Genomic DNA, 22,907 nt, shown 5'->3' with positions numbered 1-22,907 from the left:
TTCAATGCGTCTTTTTGATCTGTCGTAAAACCTACAGGTTTTCCGCCTGCGGCATCCCCAGCACGTGATAGCCGCCATCCACGTGGATGATCTCTCCGCTGGTGCAGGCACCTGCATCGGACGCCAGATAGACCGCTGTGCCGCCCACCGCCTCTAGCGTCGCGTTGGCGCGCATTGGGGTGTTTTGGTCGGTGTGCTTATAGGTCTTGCGGGCGCCGCCAATGGCCGCCCCTGCAAGTGTCTTCATCGGGCCGGGGGAGATGGCGTTAACGCGGATGCCTTCTGGACCCAGATCATTCGCCAGATAGCGCGTGGCGCTTTCCAATGCGGCCTTGGCCACGCCCATCACGTTATAGTTCGGCACAACTTTGTTAGAGCCGAGATAGGTCAGCGTCATCAGCGTGCCGCCGTTGTCTTTCATCAGCGGGTGCGCACGGCGGGCGACTTCGATCAGGCTATAGGCCGAGATATCCAGCGAATGTTTGAAATTCGCGCGGCTGGTGTTCAGGAAACGGCCTGTCAGCTCGGATTTGTCGGAAAACGCAATGGCATGCACGACAAAGTCGATGGTCGGCCAGCGCGCGCCCAGCTGTTCAAATGCCGCGTCCAGTGACGCATCATCCGTTACATCCACATCAACCATGAAATCAGAGCCAACGCTTTCGGCCAACGGCTTGAGCCGCGAACCAAAGGCCTCACCCTGATAGGTAAAGGCCAGCTCGGCCCCTGCCCCTGCCATAGCTTTGGCGATGCCCCAAGCGATAGACCGCTCGTTGGCGACACCCATAATCAATCCGCGTTTCCCGCTCAGCATACCGGTCATAATCCTGATCCTTACCCTTGGTATTTCGAAAGGATCATTGATCCGTTAGTGCCGCCAAACCCGAATGAGTTGGTCATAACCGAGTCGAGCCCCGCATCGTCTACACGTGTTGTGGCGATTTCGGCAGGGTCCAGACGCTCGTCCAGCTCTTGTACGTTGATCGAGGGCGCGATGAAGTCATCCTCGAGCATCAACAGACAAAAGATCGCCTCCAAAGCGCCAGCAGCGCCTTGCGCGTGGCCCGTCATGGATTTGGTCGAGCTGACAGGCGGTGTGCTGCCTTGGCCAAACACGCGGCGGACCGCTTCGATCTCGCCCACATCGCCAACAGGTGTCGAGGTGCCGTGTGCGTTGATATAGCTGACCTTGCGACCCTCTGGCAGGCTTTCCAGCGCAAGGCGCATAGCGCGTTCGCCGCCCTCACCGCTGGGGGCAACCATGTCGTGGCCATCCGATGTCGCGGCATAGCCTGTGACTTCGGCGTAGATTTTTGCGCCCCGTGCCAGAGCGTGATCAAGATCCTCAAGGACAACCATGCCGCCACCGCCTGAGATCACAAACCCATCGCGGTTCTGATCAAAGGCGCGGCTCGCCAGTTCTGGAGTGTCGTTATATTTGCTGCTCATCGCGCCCATGGCGTCGAACAGGCAGGAAAGCGTCCAATCCAGCTCTTCTCCGCCACCTGCAAACATAACATCCTGTTTGCCCAGCATGATTTGCTCGGCCGCGTTGCCGATGCAGTGCAGCGAGGTTGAGCAGGCAGAGGTGATCGAATAGTTGATGCCCTTGATCTTATAGGCCGTGGACAGGTTCGCGCTGACGGTTGAGCTCATGCATTTTGGCACGGCAAAGGGCCCGATGCGTTTTGTCGCGCCTGTGTTTTTCACAACGTCATGCGCGGCCAGCATTGCCGAGGTGGACGGCCCGCCAGAACCTGCAACCAGACCCGTGCGCGGGTTTGAAATCACATCTTCGCCCAGACCAGCGTCTTCGATCGCTTGACCCATCGCGAGGTAGGCATAGGCAGCCCCATCCCCCATAAAGCGGAAGGTGCGTTTGTCGATATGCTCGGACGGTTTGATTTTCAGCGTGCCGGCGATCTGGCTGCGAAAGCCATGCTCGGTCATGGATTCAGAGGCGACAATGCCGCTGGTTCCTGCTTTTAGTGATGCTTTCACTTCGGTTGCATTGTTTCCGATGGATGAGACAATTCCCAACCCTGTGACGACGACGCGGCGCATATGCAGCACTCCCTAAACTTCCTTGTCCCTTCTTAGGACAGGCCAACGACACGGTGCAAGCATATCGGCCTGCCGTTACGTTACGCGAGCGATAGCGATTTGGGGCCAAAACATCAACGTATTCGGCATAGATTTTGAGAAACTGCTGCCAAGGCACCCAAAGCTGCGCCCGCACAGGTTAAATCCAATCCCGATAGGGCTTTGGCTTGGGTCTGGGGTGCCCCTGAGGAGCGGCTGCTTCTACCTAGCCGATCGTGAAGCGGTACCTAGCTAGCCCATTTGGGCGGATAGCAGCCTGCGTTCATTTTTCCGGTGACGTTGCACCAGCCGTTTTTGCCCCCCCAATGGCGGGATGGCATAGGCAGGCTCTGCGCAATACCCGTTTTCTGCAGCCTCGGGGAAGATCGCAAAAAATTCCTTGCGCTGCTGAGTGCTTAGCGTGTTTTTCGTATCCGAATTGATCAAAAAGCTTTCGGTTGGGGCGCCTTCGGCAAAAATAATCTCGTGGTTTTTAAAGATCAGGTGAAAATACTCAACCTTCCGGATCATATATTCAACGTTGATACGGGGCAGTTTGGCCAGTCTAATCGCCGCGACAAGAACGGTTAAATCCCCGAACATGCGTTTGGCGATGTTTGAGCGGACAACCATGCGGTGCTGACGCGAAACCACCAAATCCCTTTTGGGTATCCCTCCGCCCAATGCACCTGCACAAATACGCACAGGATAGAGGCTTGTGTTTTTGCGCAATTCCCGTTTTTCCATCACGCGGTTCATGGTCAGAAGAAGCGTCTGATACCCGTTGTCTTGGGTCAGGATTTTATCGCCCGGGCGCAGGTCTTCGACAGGTAGATCGCCGCGATCTGTGGTGATCAAGGTGCCGCGGGCGAAACAGGTCACACCCGTTGGCACCAGATCGTTATCGGCCTTGATGGTGTCGATATCAGAATTCCACCGCAGCTCACCCAGCAACCCGCCATCGGGCAACCCCGAAAAGTCGATTTCCATGGTGGTATACAGATCACCCACAGCGGCGCTGCCTGCCAGATTAACGATCCCCGAATAGGTCGCGGTGATCGCTCCTTCGATGTCTTCGTATTCCGGTGCCAGCTTGAACGGGAACCCGTTGAGCGAGCTCGGGGTCGAGTTGCCGATCGGGAAATCATCCATATCCAGCGTGGTATCAAAAACCGAATTTGCTGGTTGAAGGTCAAATTTCAGCGAGGTGAGCCGTTTGCTTGTGGATAGGTTATGCCAGTCAAACCCAAATGACATATCCACATCTGTGCCTGTAACGCCACCAAATGTGTAGGGATCATAGGCCTGCCACGTCAGCGTTTCTGTGGTGCCATCCGCATAGGTTGCCGTGACGATTGTGCCTTCCAGATCAACGCCACGCGAACTGGTATCATCCCGAATGCCACTTGTGGTTTCATGCGGGTTTATATCCTGCCGTACAATGTCGATCGTAGCCATAGCCCAGCCCGCCTGCTGCCAGTTAAGTGTTAATCAGTGTCTTCGATTTGGCCTATCTGCCATTTTGGCTGCCGGTGCTTTTGCATCTGGCCCTGCTCTTGCAGCGCCCCGCAGACAGCTATTGCAGGTGTTTTGGTTTTCGGCATGACCAGTCAGTGGCGACATTATGGCAGCGGGCGCGCCGTTTGTGGGCCCCATCAAACAAGAAAAAACCGCCCTCCCCCACATCTGGGGCAGGACGGTTCAACCGCGTTTCACAAATGATTGCGCCGCTAAATCAGCTTTCTGATAGGGCGACCTTCATGTCGGTCACTTCATAGATCACTTCGCCGTCGGCCTCTACGATACCGCTGGCAACACCCATGGTCAGGCGGCGGGTTTGGATCGCTTTGGTGAAGTCAATTTTATAGGTCAGCATTTTGCGATCAGGGCGCACCATGCCTTTCAGTTTCACCTCGCCAACGCCCAGCGCATAGCCGCGCCCCTGCCAGCCACGCCAGCCTAGGTTAAACCCCGTGAGCTGCCACAAACCATCAAGGCCAAGGCACCCTGGCATGATCGGATTGCCTGGGAAGTGGCAATCAAAGAACCACAAGTCTGGCGTGATATCGAATTCAGCCACGATATGCCCTTTGCCATGGGCACCACCATCACCAGAAATATCGGTGATGCGGTCCATCATCAACATGGGCGGCGCAGGAAGCTGGGCATTCCCTTCCCCGAAAAGTTCCCCCCGTGCGCATTTCAGCAAGTCTTCTTTGTCAAAGCTCGTTGGGTAGTCTGCCATGGGGTCTTCTCCTGCGCGATTATTTGCTGTTTTCCACTTATCACCGAGCCCCAAGCAGCCGCAAGGGGGCAGACACCTGCCCTTTTTGCCAGTGTTTGATGCTCGCGCAGGGGCAATTTGGCACTTTTTCCTGATGTTGAGAGGGTTTCAGGTGGTTTTGCAATTGAAAGTAGCCCACCTCGGCCCCTATATTTAATCCAATCCGCAAAAAGGCCGATCATGCTTGATACTCAGATTGAAACAGGAACCAAATGGCTTGCTACAGCTGGGCTGCGCCCTACGCGCCAGCGGCTAACCTTGGCCACCTTGCTGGTTGGCGACGGGCAGCACCGCCATGTCACAGCAGAAAGCCTGTTTGACGCGGCCAAGGACGGTGGCGACAGTGTTTCGCTTGCGACTGTATATAACACGCTGCGCACCTTTTGTGACGCGGGCCTGCTGCAAGAGGTCACCGTTGACGGCTCACGCAGCTATTTTGATACCAACACCCACGATCACCCCCATTTCTATTGGGAGGATGAGGCGCGCCTGACGGATGCCCCCTCTGATCAGTTGGTCATCGCCCAGATACCCGATGCCCCCGAAGGGGCCGAGATCGCATCGGTTGATGTGGTGATCCGACTGCGCAAGAAATCCTAAAACGCTAGTCTGAAAATACAATCCAAACGAAAAACGCTGCCCAATCTCTTGGACAGCGTTTATTTTTTCACCCAAGGCAATTTCCCTTGGGAAACGGTTTAGGCCGCGTCGATTTTCACCAGCTCGATGTCAAACTGCAAATCCTTGCCAGCCAACGGGTGGTTTGCATCCAGTGTTACTGTCGCTTCATCCAGTTCTACAACGGTGACAGGCATCGCCTGACCATCAGGGGTTTGCATCTGCAGTTGCAGCCCAACCTCAAGCTGGATTTCCGCAGGGATACCTTCGCGCGGGACAGCCTGACGCATTTCTGGGTTTACTTGGCCATAGGCATCATCAGCCGCGATTTTCACAACTTTCTTGTCGCCCACTTTCATACCAGGAATAGCAACATCCAAACCGGGGATGATTTGACCGGAGCCCACAACGAATTGCAGCGGGTCGCGCCCTTCGGAGCTATCAAATGTGGTGCCATCCAAAAGAGTGCCAGTGTAGTGCAAATGCACGGTATCGCCTGCCTTAACTTCGGCCATGTGTCGTCTCCATTCTGATTGGGAAAAAGGGGTAGAGGCCGCGTATCTGCACGGGTGCTCCAAAAGATGGCGCACCCTTTCAAGCTGAACACAAAACCTCAACCCCTATTTCGCTCTTTTCCATAGGCAAGGCTCATGCAAATGTATCTGTGACCAGTAAATCATTTGGCGGAGCCACTATGCCGATCACAACATGCATCTTTGACGCCTACGGCACATTATTCGATGTAGCCGCCGCAGCCCGCCAAGCGGCGAGCGAGCCGGAATTCGCAGCAATCAAAGATGATTGGCCCCAGTTGGCTGAACATTGGCGCCTCAAGCAGCTGCAATATAGCTGGCTGCGCGCTGTCACAAACGCCCATGACGATTTTTGGCAGGTGACGCAGGAAGGGCTGGATTGGGCTTTGGAAAAGACGGGGCATGACGGCGATGCCGCGCTGCGCGAGCGGCTGTTGCAGCTCTATTGGGAGCTGGGCGCCTATCCCGAAGTGCCAGCAATGCTGAAAACGCTCAAAGAGGCGGGGCTGAACACGGGCATCTTGTCCAACGGCTCGCCCGCGATGTTGCAAGGGGCTGTCGATAGCGCGGGCATAAACGGGGTGCTTGATGCGCTGCTGTCGGTGGAAAGCGTTGGCATCTTTAAGCCTGATCCTCGGGTTTACGATCTGGTCGGGGCTGAATTTAACTGCGCAAAAGAAGAGGTGCTGTTCGTGTCCTCTAACGGGTGGGACGCGGGCGCGGCGACGGGCTATGGTTTTACCACCGCTTGGGTCAACCGCGCAGGCGACCCTGTTGACCGTCTGCCGTGGCGACCAAAACACATTCTCAACGATCTCACCGGCATTCCAGCACTGGCAGGTATCTAATGGCGCATTTCACCACATCCGACGGGCTGTCACTGTATTACACAGACGAAGGTGCCGGCCTGCCGATTTTGTGCCTTGCTGGCCTAACCCGTACCACCGCTGACTTTGACTATGTCACGCCCCACCTAAAGGGACAGCGCCTGATCAAGATGGATTATCGCGGGCGCGGCCAGTCGGATTTTGACTCTGATTGGCAGAATTACACCCTTCCCATTGAGTGCCGCGATGTAACCGAATTGCTCGATCATCTGGGTCTGGAAAAAGTGGCCATTCTGGGCACGTCGCGCGGGGGGCTGAACGCCATGGGTCTGGCCATGGGCGCAAAGAACCGCCTGTTGGGCATCGCGTTGAATGATGTTGGCCCCGTGATTGATCCCAAGGGGATCGAATTCATCAAAGATTACATCGGGCGCAACCCTGCCGCCAAGACCCATGAGGAAGCCGCCGAGGCCATGGCGCGCGCCTTTCCCGAATTTGCCAATATGCCCGAGGGCCGTTGGCTGGAGGAAGCGCGCAAGCATTACACCCAAGACGAAAACGGCCTGCACATCACCTATGACAAACATCTGCGCGACGCCGTGCTTGCCGCTGGTGAGCAGATGATGCCAGATCTTTGGCCATTCTTTGACGCCATGGCGGGATTGCCGCTGGCGCTCATCTGGGGGCTGAACTCAAACCTGCTCAGCGCGGAAACCGTAGCAGAGATGCAAAACCGCAGACCAGATATGATACTGGGCAAAGTCCCCGACCGAGGGCACATCCCCTTTCTGGACGAAACAGAGGCCGTAAGCGCCCTAAACAAATGGATCGAGGCCATGACATGAATATCGAAATGATCCGCGCCGCTGCCGAGCGCATCCAAGGCCATGCATTCCGCACGCCGCTGCTTAACTCTCGCTTTTTGGACCAGATCGCGGGCCGCCGTGTCTGGATCAAGCCCGAATGCCTGCAACACACAGGCAGCTTTAAATTTCGCGGGGCCTATAGCGCGCTCAGCGCTTTGGAGCCCGACATCCGCGCAAATGGTGTGATCGCGTTTTCATCGGGCAACCACGCGCAGGGTGTTGCCCTTGCCGCGCAGATGCATGGCACTTCTGCCGTGATCATCATGCCCTCGGATGCGCCGCAGCTGAAAATCGACAACACCCGTGCCTATGGGGCCGAGGTGGTTCTGTACGACCGCGCAACAGAATCCCGCGACGAGATCGGCGCAAAGCTGAGCCAAGAGCGCAACCTGACCCTAATCAAACCCTTTGACAATGCTCAGGTTCTCGCAGGGCAAGGCACCTGCGGGTTGGAGATCGCCGAAGACGCCAATGCACGCGGCATCAAAAACGCCGATGTGATTGTGTGCTGTGGCGGTGGTGGTCTGACCGCTGGTATCGCGCTGGCCCTTGAGGCAGACGCCCCTAGCCTGCGGGTACGTCCAGCTGAGCCTGAAGGCTTTGATGATGTGGCCCGCTCGCTGATCTCTGGGCAGCTTGAAAGCAACACGGCCCTCTCGGGCAATATCTGCGATGCCATCATTACCCCGCAAGCGGGGGAAATCCCCTTCCCGATTATGAAGCGCCTTTGCGGCCCCGGAATGGCGGTCAGTGAAGATGAGGCGCTAAAAGCTATGGCGCAAGCGTTTTTGCGCCTCAAAATCGTCGCCGAACCCGGCGGCGCAGCAGCCCTTGCCGCTGCATTGTATCACCCAGACGACATCAAAGGCGATGACGTCATTGTAACCATTTCCGGCGGCAACGTAGACCCCGCCATGTTCACCCGTGCCTTGGAGACCCTATGACCCGTTTCACAATCGCCAGTTTCAACGTCAAAAACCTGATCGGTGCGGATAAGGAATATTACAAATTCCAATCCTACACGCCCGAAGAATACGCATGGAAACGCGATTGGCTGGCGGATCAGATGGTCACTTTGGATGCCGACATTGTAGGTTTCCAAGAAATATTTGAGGAAGAATCCCTGCGCGAGATGATCGCGCTGGCGGATCAATACGGCGATGAGCACAACGAATTTTCGCTACCAGACAGCAGCAAACGCTATCGCAAACGGGCCATTTTCGACAAGCTGGCCTATGGCAGCTATCGCAACGCCGAAATCGCCTTTGCCCCCAACATCAACGATGGAGAGCCAGGACACCGCCGTCCGGGCCTTGCGATCCTGTCGCGTTTTGGTTTTGTGGGTGAACCAGAGATCATTCAGGATCTCGGCCAACCGCTGGATATCCCGTTTGCTGATGGCGACCAAGACGGCGGTTTCTTCCGGATCAGCCGGATCAGCCGCCCGATCCTAAAGGCGCGCATACCTGTGGGTGACCACGTCGTGACCGTGTTCAACTGCCACCTAAAATCCAAACTGGGCGAATTTCTACGCACCGAAGACGGCGGCCCAGCGCCAGAATCCGACCTCACGCGCTATGACCCCGTGGGCCGCGCCCTTGGATCGGCCCGAGCAGCGATGCGCCGGATGGCCGAAGCATGGGTTTTGCGCGGCGCCATTGTTCAAGAGCTTCAGGCGGGCAACCCCGTGATGGTTTTAGGGGATTTCAACGATGCCGAAAATGCCGTTAGCTCGGAAATTATCAGCGGCGAACACCCGTTCAAGAATTACCAATGGATGCTGCGCCATGATGCGCAACACCGTGGCGATCGCTATTCCCGTGAAGACGCGGCCCAGATCACGCAGGACATTGAATCCGTGCGGCTTCATGCAGCTGAAAAGCTGTTCACCAAAAAATCCCTGCGCGACATGGTTTTCACTGCCGCCTTTGGCGGTGTCTATGAAAGCATCGACCAGATTTATATGTCCAACCACTTCCTGCCCGAAGCGCAAGGCAGCATTGGCGAGATGGAATATTTCAGCGTGCTGAATGATCACCTGACCGATGGCAGCCACCCCGAAGCCCCCTATAACAAACTGGCATCCGATCACGGGCAAATCATGGCCCACTTTAAACTCTCGGGAGGGGAATGATGCATATTCTTGATACGGGCGATGCGCGCATTCACTACCGCGTGGATGGGCCTGAAGATGGGCCTGTGGTGGTGTTTGCCAACTCGCTTGGCACCGATCTGCGCCTATGGGATCCGATCCTGCCGATGCTGCCTGCGGGTTTGCGGATCGTGCGGTATGACAAACGGGGGCATGGCCTCTCTTCGGTGCCAAAGGGGCCCTATTCGATGGGGGCTTTGATCAGGGATTGCGAAAGGTTGCTGGACCACCTCGCAGTGAAAAACTGCGTTTTTGTGGGTCTCAGCATCGGCGGCATGATTGCACAGGGGCTTGCGGTTAAACGCCTTGATCTGGTGCGCGCGGTGGTTCTAAGCAATACAGCCGCCAAAATCGGCAACCCCGCAATGTGGGATGATCGTATTTCGGCCGTTAAAGAAGGCGGAATAGAAAGCCTAGCCGATGGGGTGATGGAACGCTGGTTTGGCAAGGATTTCTGCGCCAAACCCGAAATGGAACTCTGGCGGAACATGCTGGTCCAGCAAAGCGTTGAGGGCTACACAGGCTGTTGCGCGGCCATTTCAGGCACCGATTTTTACACCCCCACCAGCGGCTTGCGCCTACCCTGTCTTGGCATCGCAGGAAGCGAAGACGGCTCGACCCCGCCTGATCTGATCCGCGAAACCGTCGATTTAATCCCAGGGTCCAAATTTGAGCTCATCCGCCGCGCAGGCCACCTGCCCTGCGTCGAACACCCCAAGGAATACGCCCGCATCCTATCCGAGTTCCTGACTGGCGTTGGCCATATCTGACCGCTAAGTAAGCAAGACCAGCACATGCAATAGTTTCGGAGCCCCCATGGCAGCCAGCGTTTTTGACAGCCCTCTTTATGCCCATCTGTTTCCAACAGGTGAAGCTGGTAGATTGTTCTCTGACACGGCCGCCATCCGCGCCATGCTGCTGGTCGAAGGGGCGCTGGCCCGTGCCCAAGGCGCCCAAGGCATCATCCCCGAGCTGAGCGCCAAGGCGATCCAGCGCGCCACGATGGAAATACAGGTCGATCCTGGCTCGATCGCGCGTAGCACGGGCGAAAACGGCGTCAGCGTTCCGGGCCTTGTTGCTGCATTCCGCGCCGAGATGAACGCGCCAGAGCATGCGCAATTTGTGCATTGGGGCGCAACATCGCAGGATATTCTGGATACGGGTCTGATGCTGCGCCTGCGCCAGCTTTTGCTGCTGGCCGAAGCTGATCTGCGCGAGGTGGTCACCGCCTTGGCAAGACAGGCCGACGAACACGCCGCCACCCCTATGGCTGGTCGCACCTATGGCCAACAGGCTACGCCAACCAGCTGGGGCGCGGTTTTGGCCGATTGGGGCCATGGCTTGTGCGATTTGCTAGATGCTTTGCCAAATCTGCGCGAAACATCTTTGTTTGTTTCCCTTTCCGGTGCCGCGGGCACATCCGCCGCCTTGGGCGCATCGGCCGCCGAAACCCGCGCCGCCCTTGCCGAGGGTCTGGGCCTGAAGGATCCCAAACGCAGCTGGCATGTGGATCGCGGCCCAATCCTGCGGATTGCGGATTGGCTGGCGCAGGTTGTTGCTGTTCTGGCGCGGATGGGGGCGACGCTCATTGCGTTGAGCAGCAGCGAGATTGGTGAGGTCCGTCTCGGCGCGTCGGGCGCTTCCTCGACTATGCCGCAAAAGCAAAACCCTGTTGCCCCCTCGGCGCTACAGGCGCTGGGGCATCAGGTAACGGGCCTGCGCGCCGCCCTCGCCCCTGCCACCCAGCACATGCACCAGCGCGACGGTGCTGCGTGGTTTGCCGAATGGATGGTTCTGCCGCAAATCGCTCTTAGCGCGGCCAGCGCGTTGCAACATGCAAAACGCCTCAGCGCGGCGATCACCCCAGATACCAGCCGTATGGCTGCTGCTATGGAAGACGGGCTTGGCCTGATCCATGCTGAAACCCTCAGCTTTGCGCTGGCCGAAAAAATGCAACGACCCGACGCACAGGCCGCAACCAAAGAGCTGTGCCAACAGGCCCAAGCCCAGCAAACCCCGTTAGAGCAAGTTGCCCGCGCAGCCTATCCCGATTTGCCCAAAGATCTGTTCAACCTCGCCACGACTCTGGGCCGCGCCCCAGAGGAAGCCCGCGCCTTTGTGCTGCGGGCAAAGGCGGTTTAACGCATGAACCTGCCCATCATCTTTATCCTTTTGACGGTCATGATTGATGCCATGGGGATCGGGCTGATCATCCCTGTTATGCCTGATCTCATTCAGGAGCTCAGCGGCGGAACATTGGCCCAAGCTGCCATTTGGGGCGGGATCCTATCGACCGTTTTTGCCGTCATGCAATTCCTGTTTGGCCCCGTTATCGGCGGCCTATCGGATCGATACGGGCGCCGGCCTGTTTTGCTCATCGCGCTAACGGTTATGGCGCTGGATTACGTGCTTATGGCGGTTGCTGGCGTGATCTGGTTGCTGCTGATTGGCCGCGTTATAGGCGGGATCACGGCTGCGACCCAATCAACAGCCAGCGCCTATATGGCGGATATTTCCTCGCCCAGCGAACGCGCGGCGCGCTTTGGCCTCATCGGAGCGGCCTTTGGCGCGGGATTTGTTCTGGGCCCCCTTCTGGGAGGGTTACTGGCTGAATACGGCACGCGCGCCCCTTTCTGGGTTGCCGCAGCGCTGGCTGGCGCAAATGCCGTCTTTGGCTGGGTCGTCCTAACGGAGACCGTGACCGATGCGACCCGACGACCCTTTAGCTGGCGCCGTGCAAACCCATTAGGGGCCTTACGCGCCTTGGGGCGGTTACCGGGGCTTTTGCAATTGTTGTTGGTCTATTTCATCTACCACGTGGGGTTTTCAGTCTATCCCGCCGTGTGGTCCTATTTCACCAAAGAGCGTTTTGACTGGCCGCCTGCAATGATCGGCCTCTCACTGGGCCTGTTTGGCGTTTCAATGGCGCTGGTTCAGGCGGGGTTAATCCGCCCTTTCCTCGCAAAACTAGGCGAGCGCGGCACAGTCATCCTAGGCCATTTGTTCAGCGTCACAGCCCTTATCACAATCGCTACGATGACTTCGGGTTTTTGGGTCATCGCGTTGACACCGCTGGCAGCATTAGGCGGCATTATTCCGCCCGCCCTACAGGGCATTATGTCTGCACGCGTTGCCGAAGATGCCCAAGGCGAGCTTCAAGGCGCCCTCACCTCGGCTTCGGCCTTGGCCATGATTATCTCGCCGCTATTGATGACCTATACATTCGCCCAATTCACGGATGCGAACGCCCCTGTGTACCTCCCAGGAGCGCCATTCCTATTGGCCGCAGTCCTAAGCGGGGTCGGCCTGATCGTTGTCCTGGCATCGCGGCGGAAATCCGAATAACGCTACGACCACGGCACCGAAATCGCTTGTGACCAAACCGGTTCTGCCTAAAGACTGGTCCCTAACAGGTAAAGGGACGTCACATGAAGCTGCAAGACCTCGACATCATCGTCACCGCCCCGCCAGCCCCGGGATGGGGCGGGCGCTATTGGATTTTGGTAAAACTCACGACAGCTTGCGGGATTGTGGGCTGGGGCGAATGTTATGCCTCATCCGTCGGGCCAGAGGCGATGCGCAGCGTCATTACCGATGTGTTCGAACGCCACATGGCCAATGAAAACCCCGAAAACATCGAAATGATGTTCCGCCGCGCCTATTCATCGGGCTTTACCCAGCGGCCAGACCTAACAGTGATGGGCGCGTTTTCCGGCCTTGAAATCGCTTGTTGGGATATTCTGGGCAAGGCGCGGGACCGTCCCGTTTATGCCTTGCTGGGGGGCGTCATGAACGAACGGGTGCGTGCCTATACCTACCTATACCCGCTGCCCCATCACGACATCAGCGCCTTTTGGTCCTCACCCGAGATGGCCGCCGAAAGCGCGCTGGACGCGGTAAACCGCGGCTATACGGCTGTGAAATTCGACCCCGCAGGCCCCTATACGGGTCGCGGTGGCCATATGCCCGCGATGAGCGACATCACCCAATCCGTCGCCTTTTGCCGCGCCATTCGAGAGGCCGTAGGTGACCGCGCCGATCTGCTGTTTGGCACCCATGGGCAGTTCACAACGGCGGGCGCGATCCGTCTGGCGCAAGCGATCGAGCCCTACAGCCCGCTGTGGTACGAAGAGCCTATTCCGCCAGACAACATCGCCGAAATGGCCAAAGTCGCCAATGCCGTGCGCATCCCTGTCGCCACAGGCGAGCGCCTGACAACAAAGGCCGAATTTGCACCCGTTTTGCGCAGCGGTGCCGCGACAATCCTGCAACCTGCCCTTGGCCGCGCTGGCGGAATTTGGGAGATGAAGAAAGTCGCAGCCATGGCCGAGGTCTATAACGCGCAAATGGCACCTCACCTTTATGCGGGTTCGGTGGAATGGGCCGCGAATATCCACCTTGCCGTTAGCATCCCGAACCTGCTGCTGGCCGAAACGATCGAAACCCCTTTCCACGATCAACTGATCAAAGGCAGCATTCGCGTCGAAGACGGCTTTGTCACCGCCCCAACCGCCCCTGGCCTGGGGATCGACGTGGACGAAGAACTGGCCCGCGCGCACCCCTATACTGCAAACGGCCTGCACCTAGAGATGCAAGAAGCGCCTTGTGATTATGTGAATGGCAATAAATTCGAAGGGGGCGCCCCCGCGACGGGCGACTAACCCCCAGCAGATCGCTGCCCCTCACACAGCAAAACGCCCGCGCAACAAATTTGCGCGGGCGTTACCCCAAAGGGCGCTCAATTCTTGAGGGCGTTTTAGAAAAACGCCTGTAGGCCAGTCTGGGCCCGTCCGAGGATCAGCGCGTGAACGTCATGGGTGCCCTCATAGGTGTTGACCGTCTCGAGGTTCATCATATGGCGGATGACCTGAAACTCACCCGAGATACCATTGCCGCCGTGCATGTCGCGGGCATGGCGCGCGATCTCCAGCGCCTTGCCACAGTTGTTGCGTTTGATGATCGAAATCATTTCAGGCGCAGCATTTGCCGCATCCATCAGACGGCCAACTTGCAACGCACCTTGTAGGCCCAGCGAAATCTCAGTCATCATATCCGCCAGCTTTTTCTGGAACAGCTGCGTCTGCGCCAGAGGTTTGTTAAACTGGTGACGATCCAGCCCATATTGACGGGCCGCATGCCAACAGAACTCAGCCGAGCCCATAACGCCCCATGCAATGCCGTAACGGGCGCGGTTCAAACAGCCAAACGGCCCCTTGAGCCCCTGAACATTTGGCAGCAACGCATCCTCGCCAACTTCAACGTTGTCCATCACAATTTCACCTGTGATCGAGGCGCGCAGCGACAGCTTGTTGCCGATCTTGGGCGCGGACAAACCCTTCATACCTTTTTCCAGAATGAAGCCACGGATTTTGCCCCCGTGCTCTTCGGATTTGGCCCAGACCACAAACACATCCGCAATCGGCGCATTGGAAATCCACATTTTCGAGCCGGTGATTTTATACCCGTTTGCCGTTTTCACAGCGCGGGTTTTCATACCTGCGGGGTCTGATCCCGCATCAGGTTCGGTCAGACCAAAGCAGCCGATGTATTCGCCGCTGGACAGTTTTGGCAGGTATTTCTTGCGCTGTTCCTCGGACCCATAAGCATAGATCGGGTACATCACCAACGAGGATTGCACCGACATCATCGAGCGATAGCCGCTGTCCACGCGCTCAACCTCGCGCGCGACCAGACCATAGGACACATAGGAACCGCCCAACCCGCCGTATTCTTCGGGTACTGTGACGCCCAGCAAGCCCATATCGCCCATTTCGCGGAAAATACTGGCGTCTGTCTCTTCCTCGGCAAAGGCCTTGATCACGCGCGGCTGCAGCTTTTCCTGCGCATAGGAACGCGCGCTTTCCATGATCATCCGCTCGTCTTCTTGCAACTGATCGTTCAGGCGCAGCGGGTCATCCCACTCAAACGCTCCCAAATCTGGTGCATCTTTGGGTTTTAGTGTTGGCGTGGTCATCTTTATCCCTCAATGGTCATTACAGGTATTCAAGTCATAGATTGCATAGAGGAAAACAAAGTTCTAACGATGGTTAATCCTCAATACATGAGTTTTTATCATAGATGATCGCCCCACGCCGCTATTTTCCCTCTATCTCTGCACTTCTGGCTTTTGAGGCCTGCGCGCGGCTGGAAAGCGCAACCCAAGCGGCGATCGAGCTGTCCCTGACGCAATCCGCCGTGAGCCGTCAAATTAAGTCACTAGAAAACCAGCTGGGGGTTCAGCTGATGTCGCGCCAAGGGCGGCAGCTGGTTTTGACCCATGCTGGAGCGGAATATGTTCGCGAGGTGCGCGAAATCCTGCGCCGCCTCGCCCAAGCAACCATAAATACCAAAACCGAAAGCCAGTCTGGCGCCCTTGCGCTGGCTATTTTGCCTGCTTTTGGGATGCATTGGTTAGCACCACGCTTATCCCTTTTCGCGGCCGCGCACCCAGAGGTCACCGTGAATCTTTCAACCCGATTACAGCCCTTCACCTTGGGGGCCAGCCCGTTTGATGCGGCCATTCATTTTGGCCACGAAGACTGGCCCGGCGTGCGCTATCTCCCCTTGATGCCAGAGGTTGTTGTGCCAGTCTGTGCGCCCGACCTGATCGGCGCGCCGTTTCACGCCCCCACCGATCTTTTGCAGCACCCTCTTCTTCACCTTGAAACGCGGCCTCGCGCGTGGTCGCGGTGGTTTGGCGCGGTGGGGCATCCCTGCAATCCGCCCCATGGCATGGTGTTTGACCAGTTCGCAACAATGGCTCAGGCCGCCCTGCACGGGCTGGGGATCGCATTGCTACCAACATTTGTTGCCGACCCCTATTTAAAGAACGGGCAGCTTGTGCTGGCATCTGACAAGACGACTGAAAGCATTGGCAGCTATTATCTGGTTTGGCCCGATGACCGCCCCGCGCCACCACCCTTAACCGCATTTTGTGATTGGATCGAGGGGCAGACCGAGCAGCAGAAATGCTAGGCAAGGTTAACAAATTATAAGCGCGCCTCACTTCGGCCACATTCAAGGCCTATAGACAGATTTCGTGTAGGTGGGGGCCGACACAAGGAGCATTGCCATGCTTAGCAAATTCTTTATGCGCGCAGCCATCACAGCGGCCGCGCTGACCGGTACGGCAGGTTCCGCCTCTGCCGAAGAATACCATGTTTTGATGATGGAATACGCCTTCTTTCCAGAAATCAGCTATGTACAACCTGGCGACACAATCGTGTTTGAAAACCTATCCGGCAGCACGCGCAGCGTTTTAGCCGATGATGCAAGCTGGCTGGTCGCTGATCTTGCAGACGGATCATCTGCTGTTCTGAATGTCGTTGAGGGCATGCCCAATAAATACGTAAGCATGGTTCCTGGTGGCGCTGGTGACGAAGTTGACGCGGACGGGAACGTTACCGTAACCGGCACTTTGAACTTTAGCGGCGCGCCAGCCATTGCGGACGATCAACAGAACTGATTGAGACGCCTATGTTAGCTGCTGTTTGGCGGCTCCCATGGCTCGATCAGCTCTGGTCCAGACGCGCGGTTTGAATTGACCGCGCGATCAACGCGATGCCATTGCAAAACATCATCGGCGGCTGCCCGCATCAGCGGCGCGGCCCCTTTCCCCTTTTCGCCCAGCCAAAGCGCCCGATCTGAAGCCTCGATAATCACGGGCATCCGGTGGTGAATGGCCTGCATAGGCGTATTGGCGGCGATGGTGAGGGCGGCAACCGTTCGCACTTCCTCACCGTTATCGGGATTTTGCCAGCCCTGCCAAAGCCCCGCAAAAGCCAAAGGCGCGCCATCCCGTCGGGTAATATACCAAGGATCGCGGTTACCTTCGGCATCTTTGGTCCACTCATAGAACCCACTGGCCACCACCAACACACGCCGCTCATGAACCGCAGATCGAAACGCCGGTTTTTCCAGAACGGTTTCTGCACGCGCATTTATCAAAAGCGGTCCGTCATTTGGCTTTTTGTACCACTGCGGGATCAGCCCCCACCGCATCGCTTCCATCTGACGAGGCTGGTCTGCTCCGCCAGTGATGACTGCAACCTGTGTTGTCGGGCAGACGTTATAGTTCGGCCCCTCTGGCAGATTATTCGCCGGAGCGGCATCAAACATTTGCGCCATCGCCTCGGCTGGCAGTGTTATGGCTATGCGTCCACACATGTGGCTGCTCCTTAGGTTTATCGATCATGTTAGCCTATCTTGGCGCCCTTTGCAGCCAAGGAAAACCCGCTGGCCCCTTGACCCTACAGCAGCCGAACGGCATCACATAACCCATGCTTATTTTCAAAATCTTCCGCACCGATGAATGGCAGAGCCTGCGCACAAACGGCAAAACCACAGGGGCCCCGATCGACGTAGCAGATGGCTACATCCATTTCTCCACCGCAAATCAGGCTGCCGAAACCGCAGCGAAACACTTTGCGGGCCAAGAAGGGTTGTTTCTAATCGCTGCCGAAACCGATAATCTGGGGCAGGAACTGGAATGGGAGGTCTCGCGCGGCGATGACCTATTCCCCCATCTTTACCGTGAAATGACCCTAAGTGATGTTGTCTGGGCGCAACCATTGCCCCTAGAAGACGGGGTTCACCAATTTCCAGCAGGATTAGAGGAGGCCGCCGAATGACCCGCTTTACCGACACAAATCGCGAACAATTCGAACAATTCAAATCACTGGACCGCAACAGCCCGATCAACATGATCAACCTTGTGCAGTTTCATGATGTTGCCCAATACCCCGCTGAGCACCCTTTGGCCGCTGACGCCTTAACGGGTGCGCAGGCCTATAAAAACTATGGCGCGGCAAGCGGCCCTATCATGCAGCGCGTCGGCGGCAAGATCATTTGGCGGGGCGATTTTGATTTGACCCTGATCGGGGATGCCTCGGAAGTTTGGGATGCGATGTTTATCGTGCAATACCCAACTGCGGCTGCGTTTTTGGAAATGGTCACAAACCCAGAGTACCAGCGCGCCGTGGTTCACCGTCAGGCGGCTGTCCTGAATTCCCGACTGATCCGCTCACGCCCGTTAGAAGTATCGGAAACATTTGAATGAACGCCCTGATCGAAGCCATGGGCCTGAGCGTCCTGCGCCAGTTTGACCCCGAAGCGGCCCATGGCCTTGCGATCCGCGCCCTGCGCGCGGGCCTCACAGGCAAGCCCGGCCCCGTTAGCACCCCGCGCCTTGCGGTGAAACTGGCAGGTATGGATCTGCCAAACCCTGTTGGGCTGGCGGCGGGATTTGATAAAAACGCCACCGCGATTGAACCCCTTTGCCAAGCTGGTTTCGGCTTTATCGAGGTCGGTGCCGCGACGCCCCTGCCCCAACCCGGCAACGCACAACCCCGCCTGTTCCGCCTGACCGAAGACCGCGCTGCGATCAACCGCTTTGGCTTTAACAATGACGGTATGGACGCCATCTGTTCGCGCATCGCGGCAAGCAACCGCACCATCCCTGTTGGCCTCAACCTCGGGGCAAACAAGACCAGCACAGACCGCGCTGCCGACTTTGCCAAGGTGATGGAGGCCGCGAAAGGGCATGTTGATTTCGCTACCGTCAATGTCTCTTCGCCGAACACCGAAAAGCTGCGCGATTTGCAAGGCAAAGCCGCCCTTGCGGGGCTGCTCGAAGGGGTGATGGCCGTGCGGGGAGACACGCCAGTCATGCTCAAGATCGCGCCAGACCTGCAAGAGGACGAAATCGCAGACGTAGCGCAGGTCGCGCAGGATGCTGGCGTATCTGCGATCATCGCCACCAATACCACCCTATCGCGCGAAGGCCTGCAATCGGTCCACAAATCCGAGGCAGGCGGCCTGTCTGGCGCGCCCTTGTTTGAAAAATCCACCCGCGTTCTGGCGCGGCTTTCCACTCTTACCGATGTGCCCATCATCGGGGTTGGCGGCATCAGCGACGCGGATCAGGCCTATGCTAAAATCTGCGCAGGGGCGAGCGCCGTTCAGCTATATACAGCGTTAGTCTTTGGTGGCCTATCAATGGTCAGCACCATTGCCCGCGGCATTGATGAGCGGTTAGAGAAAGACGGATTTGCAAGCGTGTCCGAGGCTGTCGGCTCTCGCAGGGAAGACTGGCTATGATCACAATCTGGCACAACCCGCGCTGCTCTAAATCCCGACAGACGCTGGCCCTGATCGAGGAAAGCGGCGCGGATCACACGATCCGAAAATACCTTGAAGACGCGCCAACACTGGCCGAGCTGGAGACTGCTCAGCGCGCTTTGGGTGTGGCCGTTATCGACATGTTGCGCCCCAGCGAAAAGCAGTTCAAGGAACTCGGCCTTACCCGTAACAGCGATGCGGGCGAGTTGCTAAAGGCGGCAGCGGACCATCCGATCCTAGTGGAACGGCCCATCGTATTTTCGGGCACCCGCGCCATCATCGGCCGCCCACCAGAAGCCGTTCAAGACCTGCTATGAGCGAAACCCGCCGCGTTACCGACCTGAACCGTTTGGCATGGGACGCATCCGCCCCGCTGCATGGCACGGGCGCGGCGTGGGAAACGCTCTGTGACACGATCCAATCAGGCGGTTCAACCCTAGATGAAACCCTGACAGGCGCGTTGGTGGCGGCAGGTATCAAGGGCGCTAGGATCGTTCAGGTTGGCTGTAACAACGGGCGCGAAGTCTTTTCGACCTTAGCCTTGGGCGCCAAAGAGGGCTGGGGGATCGACCAATCCAAAGGTTTTCTGGATCAGGCCGCGCATCTAAACACCCTATCACCCCATCACGCGCATTTCCTGCGGGCCGACATCTATGCTTTGCCCGCTGATGCGCCAAAAGATTTCGACATCGCCCTGATCACCATCGGCGTGTTGAACTGGATGCCCGACCTACCACGATTTTTCGAGGTCATCGCAGGCTTGCTGCGACAGGGCGGTCAGCTGATTATCTATGAAACCCACCCGATGCTGGAAATGTTCGACCCAGCGGCGGATGCCCCCCTCGCCCCAGCCTTCAGTTATTTCCAAACCGATGCCCATATCGAAACCCAAAGCATCACCTATGACGGCACCAGCACAGAGGGCGGCCCCGAAGCCCATTGGTTTCCGCATACGTTGTCAAAGGTTGTTCAATCCGCTCTGGACGCGGGTCTGACGCTCAAAAATCTGCACGAATATCCGCATTCCATCCGCGAAGTGGATTACGACGTTTATGTTGATCAGCCCGCGCAAATCCCGATGAGCTTTCTTTTGCGGGCAAGCAAAAATTAAGGGCCGACCGAGCGTTCCAGCGCGGGATATCGCGCGCCCAATGTAGCGGTACGCGCGACGAAAGAGATTAGCATAGACAACCAAAGCCCGTGATTGCCCAGCATCGGCACCAAAACCGATACGCAAATCACGTAGACGCCAAATGAAAGTAGCATCATGTTGCGCATGTCTTTGCTGCGGGTTGCCCCCACAAAAACACCGTCGAGCATAAAGGCGCCACAACCGATGACAGGTAAGAATACCAGATACGGCAGGTAAACCCGCGCAAGGGTTCGCACCTCTGGCGCGGTGGTCATCAAATCGACAATCCAACCGCCCAAGATGGCAAAGCCGAACCCGATCAAAACCGCAGATGCCATCCCCCAGCCAGTGGTCAACACTGCCGCGCGCCGCAAAAGCTTGGGGGCCTTGGCGCCCACTGCCTTGCCCACCAAGGCCTCGGCAGAAAAGGCGAACCCATCCAACGCATAACTGGCGATCATCAGGAACTGCAAAAGCACTTGGTTCGCGGCCAAGGTCACATCGCCCTGCCCAGCCCCCATGAACATAAAGCTCACGAATATCGCCTCTAGCAAAAGAGAGCGGATCAGGATGTCGGTGTTCAACAACATCATCCGCTTCCAACGGGCGGCATCGAACACTTGGCTCCAGACCCGCCACGCGGCATTGGCAAACACATGGCGGCAAAACCATAGGCCCAGAAACAGCCCGCTCCATTCAGCCAAAAACGTTGCAAAAGCAACGCCTTGCACACCCCAGCCAAGCCCAATAACAAACCAGATGTCCAGCGCGATGTTCAGCCCGTTCATCCACAGCTGCAACACCAGCACAGCGCGCGTTCGCTCTTGGGCGATCAACCACCCCGTGACACCGTAAAGACCGATGGCCGCTGGCGCCGACCAAACCCGCACAGTCATATATTGCCGCGCCAAAGTCTCAACCTCGTCACTGGCGGGTGACACCTGAAAGGCGGCCCAAAACAGTGCCGATTGCAGCAGGATGATCACCACCCCTGCGCCTAAACCAATCATCAGCGCGCGGGTTAGCAGGGCTGCAACTTCCGCATGATCCCCCTGACCATCCGCTTGCGCGGTTAGGCCAACCGTCCCCATGCGCAGAAACCCGAACACCCAATAGAAAGCCGACAGAATAATTGCGCCGATACCAACCGCACCAATGGGCGCGGCAAGGCCCATCTGGCCGACCACGCCTGTATCCACAGCCCCCAGAATAGGAACTGTCGCATTCGACAGAACAACGGGAACCGCAATATTTAAAACGCGTCTGTGGCTAAGCTCGCTGGCTGTGGTGTTAGTCACGCGGCGCTGGCATCACAAAATGGCCTGTCGCTTCGGCGTAAAGGCGCGCGCGATTGTCCTGCCATGCCTCGACCCTAACCGATGCGTAACGCCGCCCTGCCCGCGTGATCCGCGCCCGCGCATAGGCGTCACGCGGCAGACCAGTTCGCAGGTAGTCAATTGTGAAATCAATGGTTTTTGGCAACCGCGGCAGATCCTGTGGCGCACATCCTTCCAGATCCAGCCGCCCTGCTTCGATGTCATCCCACAAATGGGCCCAGTTCAGCGTCATCACTGCCGTCATTTCCAAAAACGCCGCTGTTGCCCCGCCATGCAGTGCTGGCAACAACGGGTTTCCGATCAGGTTCTCACGAAAAGGCATAATACCAGTCAACTCATCCCCCCGGCGTTCGAATTCAATCCCGAGAAAGCGGATATAGGGAACGGCATCTGTCAACGCTTTCAATGCGGCTCCGCGGCGTTGTTTGACGACCTCTACGGGTTCGGGGCGCGGTCGCTTGCTCATGCCAATGCCTCCACCGTGAAGGTCCCTGTGGCCGTTGCTACGGGATTTTCCGCATCATCATCCAAGGCCACCGCCCGAACGAACGCAACTGAACGCGTGATATGATAGCATGTTGCGCGGGCGGTAATTGTCTGCCCCGGAGTCGCTGCGCGCATGTAATCAATGCGCAAATCAATGGTCGCTGTCCCACCGGCGTTTTTCGGATGACACATCACAGCCGCCCCGCAACACGTATCCATCAATGCCGACACAGCTCCGCCATGAATCACACCAGTAACAGGGTCTCCGACCAAATCGGTCTTGTAGGGCATGCTGATCGCAGCGTCCCCTTCGCCCATTTCTTCGGGCACCATTCCCAGCATCACGGCATGAGGTAATGCCTTGATAAATTGTTTCGCCAGCGTCGTTTTATCCAACATCTCTTGTCCTGTTTGTAACGGCAGAGCAGATTTTTCCTGATCCACTTTACATCGGAAGGATGAACAAAGGGC

General features: G+C 57.3%; 26 protein-coding genes. 16 read left to right on the top strand and 10 right to left on the bottom strand.

Annotation, left to right across the window (positions count from 1 at the left end):
* Positions 1–31 precede the first annotated feature (31 nt).
* The 4 genes from Z948_RS0111980 to fabA all read right to left on the bottom strand — a co-directional run bounded on the left by Z948_RS0111980 (position 32) and on the right by fabA (position 4,327).
* A complete protein-coding gene (locus tag Z948_RS0111980) occupies positions 32–823 on the bottom strand; it encodes an enoyl-ACP reductase FabI (protein ID WP_025059804.1) in 792 nt (263 codons plus the stop codon).
* 11 nt (positions 824–834) lie between these two features.
* Complete coding sequence (gene fabB, locus Z948_RS0111975; RefSeq protein ID WP_025059803.1) at positions 835–2,064, bottom strand: beta-ketoacyl-ACP synthase I; 1,230 nt, start codon at positions 2,062–2,064, stop codon at positions 835–837.
* A 270-nt stretch (positions 2,065–2,334) separates the two neighbouring features.
* Positions 2,335–3,540: a Hint domain-containing protein gene (locus Z948_RS18480; protein WP_025059802.1), complete on the bottom strand. Its 1,206-nt coding sequence runs from the start codon at positions 3,538–3,540 to the stop codon at positions 2,335–2,337.
* A 277-nt stretch (positions 3,541–3,817) separates the two neighbouring features.
* Positions 3,818–4,327 (bottom strand): bifunctional 3-hydroxydecanoyl-ACP dehydratase/trans-2-decenoyl-ACP isomerase, encoded by a 510-nt coding sequence (gene fabA, locus Z948_RS0111955; protein WP_025059801.1) that lies wholly within the window; start codon positions 4,325–4,327, stop codon positions 3,818–3,820.
* Positions 4,328–4,546: 219 nt separating this feature from the next.
* Between fabA and irrA the strand changes: the two genes are divergently transcribed.
* Positions 4,547–4,966 (top strand): iron response transcriptional regulator IrrA, encoded by a 420-nt coding sequence (irrA, locus tag Z948_RS0111950; RefSeq protein WP_025059800.1) that lies wholly within the window; start codon positions 4,547–4,549, stop codon positions 4,964–4,966.
* 98 nt (positions 4,967–5,064) lie between these two features.
* Here the strand turns inward: irrA and Z948_RS0111945 are convergent, their stop codons facing one another.
* The gene (locus tag Z948_RS0111945) at positions 5,065–5,499 is read right to left on the bottom strand and encodes an FKBP-type peptidyl-prolyl cis-trans isomerase (RefSeq protein WP_025059799.1); all 435 of its coding nucleotides are present in this window, start codon (positions 5,497–5,499) and stop codon (positions 5,065–5,067) included.
* A 179-nt stretch (positions 5,500–5,678) separates the two neighbouring features.
* Between Z948_RS0111945 and Z948_RS0111940 the strand changes: the two genes are divergently transcribed.
* The 8 genes from Z948_RS0111940 to Z948_RS0111905 all read left to right on the top strand — a co-directional run bounded on the left by Z948_RS0111940 (position 5,679) and on the right by Z948_RS0111905 (position 14,023).
* Positions 5,679–6,365: a haloacid dehalogenase type II gene (locus Z948_RS0111940; protein ID WP_025059798.1), complete on the top strand. Its 687-nt coding sequence runs from the start codon at positions 5,679–5,681 to the stop codon at positions 6,363–6,365.
* Positions 6,365–7,189: an alpha/beta fold hydrolase gene (locus tag Z948_RS0111935; protein ID WP_025059797.1), complete on the top strand. Its 825-nt coding sequence runs from the start codon at positions 6,365–6,367 to the stop codon at positions 7,187–7,189. Before Z948_RS0111940 ends, Z948_RS0111935 begins: the two co-directional genes overlap by 1 nt.
* Positions 7,186–8,154: a threonine ammonia-lyase gene (locus Z948_RS0111930; protein WP_025059796.1), complete on the top strand. Its 969-nt coding sequence runs from the start codon at positions 7,186–7,188 to the stop codon at positions 8,152–8,154. Before Z948_RS0111935 ends, Z948_RS0111930 begins: the two co-directional genes overlap by 4 nt.
* Complete coding sequence (locus tag Z948_RS0111925) at positions 8,151–9,344, top strand: endonuclease/exonuclease/phosphatase family protein (protein WP_025059795.1); 1,194 nt, start codon at positions 8,151–8,153, stop codon at positions 9,342–9,344. The genes Z948_RS0111930 and Z948_RS0111925 overlap by 4 nt, the downstream gene beginning before the upstream one ends.
* A complete protein-coding gene (gene pcaD / locus Z948_RS0111920; RefSeq protein WP_025059794.1) occupies positions 9,344–10,132 on the top strand; it encodes a 3-oxoadipate enol-lactonase in 789 nt (262 codons plus the stop codon). The genes Z948_RS0111925 and pcaD overlap by 1 nt, the downstream gene beginning before the upstream one ends.
* A gap of 46 nt (positions 10,133–10,178) precedes the next feature.
* On the top strand, positions 10,179–11,504 hold the full coding sequence (locus Z948_RS0111915; RefSeq protein WP_025059793.1) for a lyase family protein: 1,326 nt from the start codon (positions 10,179–10,181) through the stop codon (positions 11,502–11,504).
* A gap of 3 nt (positions 11,505–11,507) precedes the next feature.
* Positions 11,508–12,707 carry a TCR/Tet family MFS transporter gene (locus Z948_RS0111910; protein WP_025059792.1) on the top strand — a complete coding sequence of 400 codons (1,200 nt, stop codon included), beginning with the start codon at positions 11,508–11,510 and terminating at the stop codon, positions 12,705–12,707.
* 83 nt (positions 12,708–12,790) lie between these two features.
* Positions 12,791–14,023 carry a mandelate racemase/muconate lactonizing enzyme family protein gene (locus tag Z948_RS0111905; protein WP_025059791.1) on the top strand — a complete coding sequence of 411 codons (1,233 nt, stop codon included), beginning with the start codon at positions 12,791–12,793 and terminating at the stop codon, positions 14,021–14,023.
* 95 nt (positions 14,024–14,118) lie between these two features.
* Here Z948_RS0111905 and Z948_RS0111900 read toward each other — a convergent pair whose 3' ends face one another.
* A complete protein-coding gene (locus Z948_RS0111900; protein WP_025059790.1) occupies positions 14,119–15,336 on the bottom strand; it encodes an acyl-CoA dehydrogenase in 1,218 nt (405 codons plus the stop codon).
* Between the two features lie 104 nt (positions 15,337–15,440).
* On the opposite strand from Z948_RS0111900, the gene Z948_RS0111895 reads away from it, so the two are divergent.
* The gene (locus Z948_RS0111895; protein ID WP_025059789.1) at positions 15,441–16,337 is read left to right on the top strand and encodes a LysR substrate-binding domain-containing protein; all 897 of its coding nucleotides are present in this window, start codon (positions 15,441–15,443) and stop codon (positions 16,335–16,337) included.
* A 97-nt stretch (positions 16,338–16,434) separates the two neighbouring features.
* Positions 16,435–16,827 carry a hypothetical protein gene (locus Z948_RS0111890; protein WP_025059788.1) on the top strand — a complete coding sequence of 131 codons (393 nt, stop codon included), beginning with the start codon at positions 16,435–16,437 and terminating at the stop codon, positions 16,825–16,827.
* A gap of 14 nt (positions 16,828–16,841) precedes the next feature.
* Here Z948_RS0111890 and Z948_RS0111885 read toward each other — a convergent pair whose 3' ends face one another.
* Positions 16,842–17,528: an SOS response-associated peptidase gene (locus Z948_RS0111885; protein ID WP_025059787.1), complete on the bottom strand. Its 687-nt coding sequence runs from the start codon at positions 17,526–17,528 to the stop codon at positions 16,842–16,844.
* A 113-nt stretch (positions 17,529–17,641) separates the two neighbouring features.
* Here Z948_RS0111885 and Z948_RS0111880 point away from each other — a divergent pair, with 113 nt between their 5' ends.
* From Z948_RS0111880 to Z948_RS0111860, 5 genes are read left to right on the top strand one after another with little or no spacing between them, the layout of a single operon-like run.
* Complete coding sequence (locus Z948_RS0111880) at positions 17,642–17,992, top strand: DUF952 domain-containing protein (RefSeq protein ID WP_025059786.1); 351 nt, start codon at positions 17,642–17,644, stop codon at positions 17,990–17,992.
* Positions 17,989–18,420 carry a DUF1330 domain-containing protein gene (locus Z948_RS0111875; protein ID WP_025059785.1) on the top strand — a complete coding sequence of 144 codons (432 nt, stop codon included), beginning with the start codon at positions 17,989–17,991 and terminating at the stop codon, positions 18,418–18,420. The genes Z948_RS0111880 and Z948_RS0111875 overlap by 4 nt, the downstream gene beginning before the upstream one ends.
* Positions 18,417–19,460 (top strand): quinone-dependent dihydroorotate dehydrogenase, encoded by a 1,044-nt coding sequence (locus Z948_RS0111870; protein WP_025059784.1) that lies wholly within the window; start codon positions 18,417–18,419, stop codon positions 19,458–19,460. The genes Z948_RS0111875 and Z948_RS0111870 overlap by 4 nt, the downstream gene beginning before the upstream one ends.
* Positions 19,457–19,798, top strand: a complete 342-nt coding sequence (gene arsC, locus Z948_RS0111865; protein ID WP_025059783.1) for an arsenate reductase (glutaredoxin) — start codon at positions 19,457–19,459, stop codon at positions 19,796–19,798. The genes Z948_RS0111870 and arsC overlap by 4 nt, the downstream gene beginning before the upstream one ends.
* Positions 19,795–20,592 carry a class I SAM-dependent methyltransferase gene (locus Z948_RS0111860; protein WP_025059782.1) on the top strand — a complete coding sequence of 266 codons (798 nt, stop codon included), beginning with the start codon at positions 19,795–19,797 and terminating at the stop codon, positions 20,590–20,592. Before arsC ends, Z948_RS0111860 begins: the two co-directional genes overlap by 4 nt.
* Here Z948_RS0111860 and Z948_RS0111855 read toward each other — a convergent pair.
* From Z948_RS0111855 to Z948_RS0111845, 3 genes are read right to left on the bottom strand one after another with little or no spacing between them, the layout of a single operon-like run.
* The gene (locus Z948_RS0111855; RefSeq protein WP_025059781.1) at positions 20,589–21,911 is read right to left on the bottom strand and encodes an MATE family efflux transporter; all 1,323 of its coding nucleotides are present in this window, start codon (positions 21,909–21,911) and stop codon (positions 20,589–20,591) included. The two genes, Z948_RS0111860 and Z948_RS0111855, sit on opposite strands and share 4 nt — an antisense overlap.
* On the bottom strand, positions 21,904–22,416 hold the full coding sequence (locus tag Z948_RS0111850; RefSeq protein WP_025059780.1) for a PaaI family thioesterase: 513 nt from the start codon (positions 22,414–22,416) through the stop codon (positions 21,904–21,906). Before Z948_RS0111850 ends, Z948_RS0111855 begins: the two co-directional genes overlap by 8 nt.
* Positions 22,413–22,835: a PaaI family thioesterase gene (locus Z948_RS0111845; protein WP_025059779.1), complete on the bottom strand. Its 423-nt coding sequence runs from the start codon at positions 22,833–22,835 to the stop codon at positions 22,413–22,415. The genes Z948_RS0111850 and Z948_RS0111845 overlap by 4 nt, the downstream gene beginning before the upstream one ends.
* Between the last annotated feature and the right edge of the window lie 72 nt (positions 22,836–22,907).

The organism is Sulfitobacter donghicola DSW-25 = KCTC 12864 = JCM 14565, from assembly GCF_000622405.1.
GTDB lineage: Bacteria > Pseudomonadota > Alphaproteobacteria > Rhodobacterales > Rhodobacteraceae > Sulfitobacter > Sulfitobacter donghicola.
Note: the sequence above shows the minus strand (reverse complement) of the source record. Positions and strands in the feature narration are given on the sequence as shown.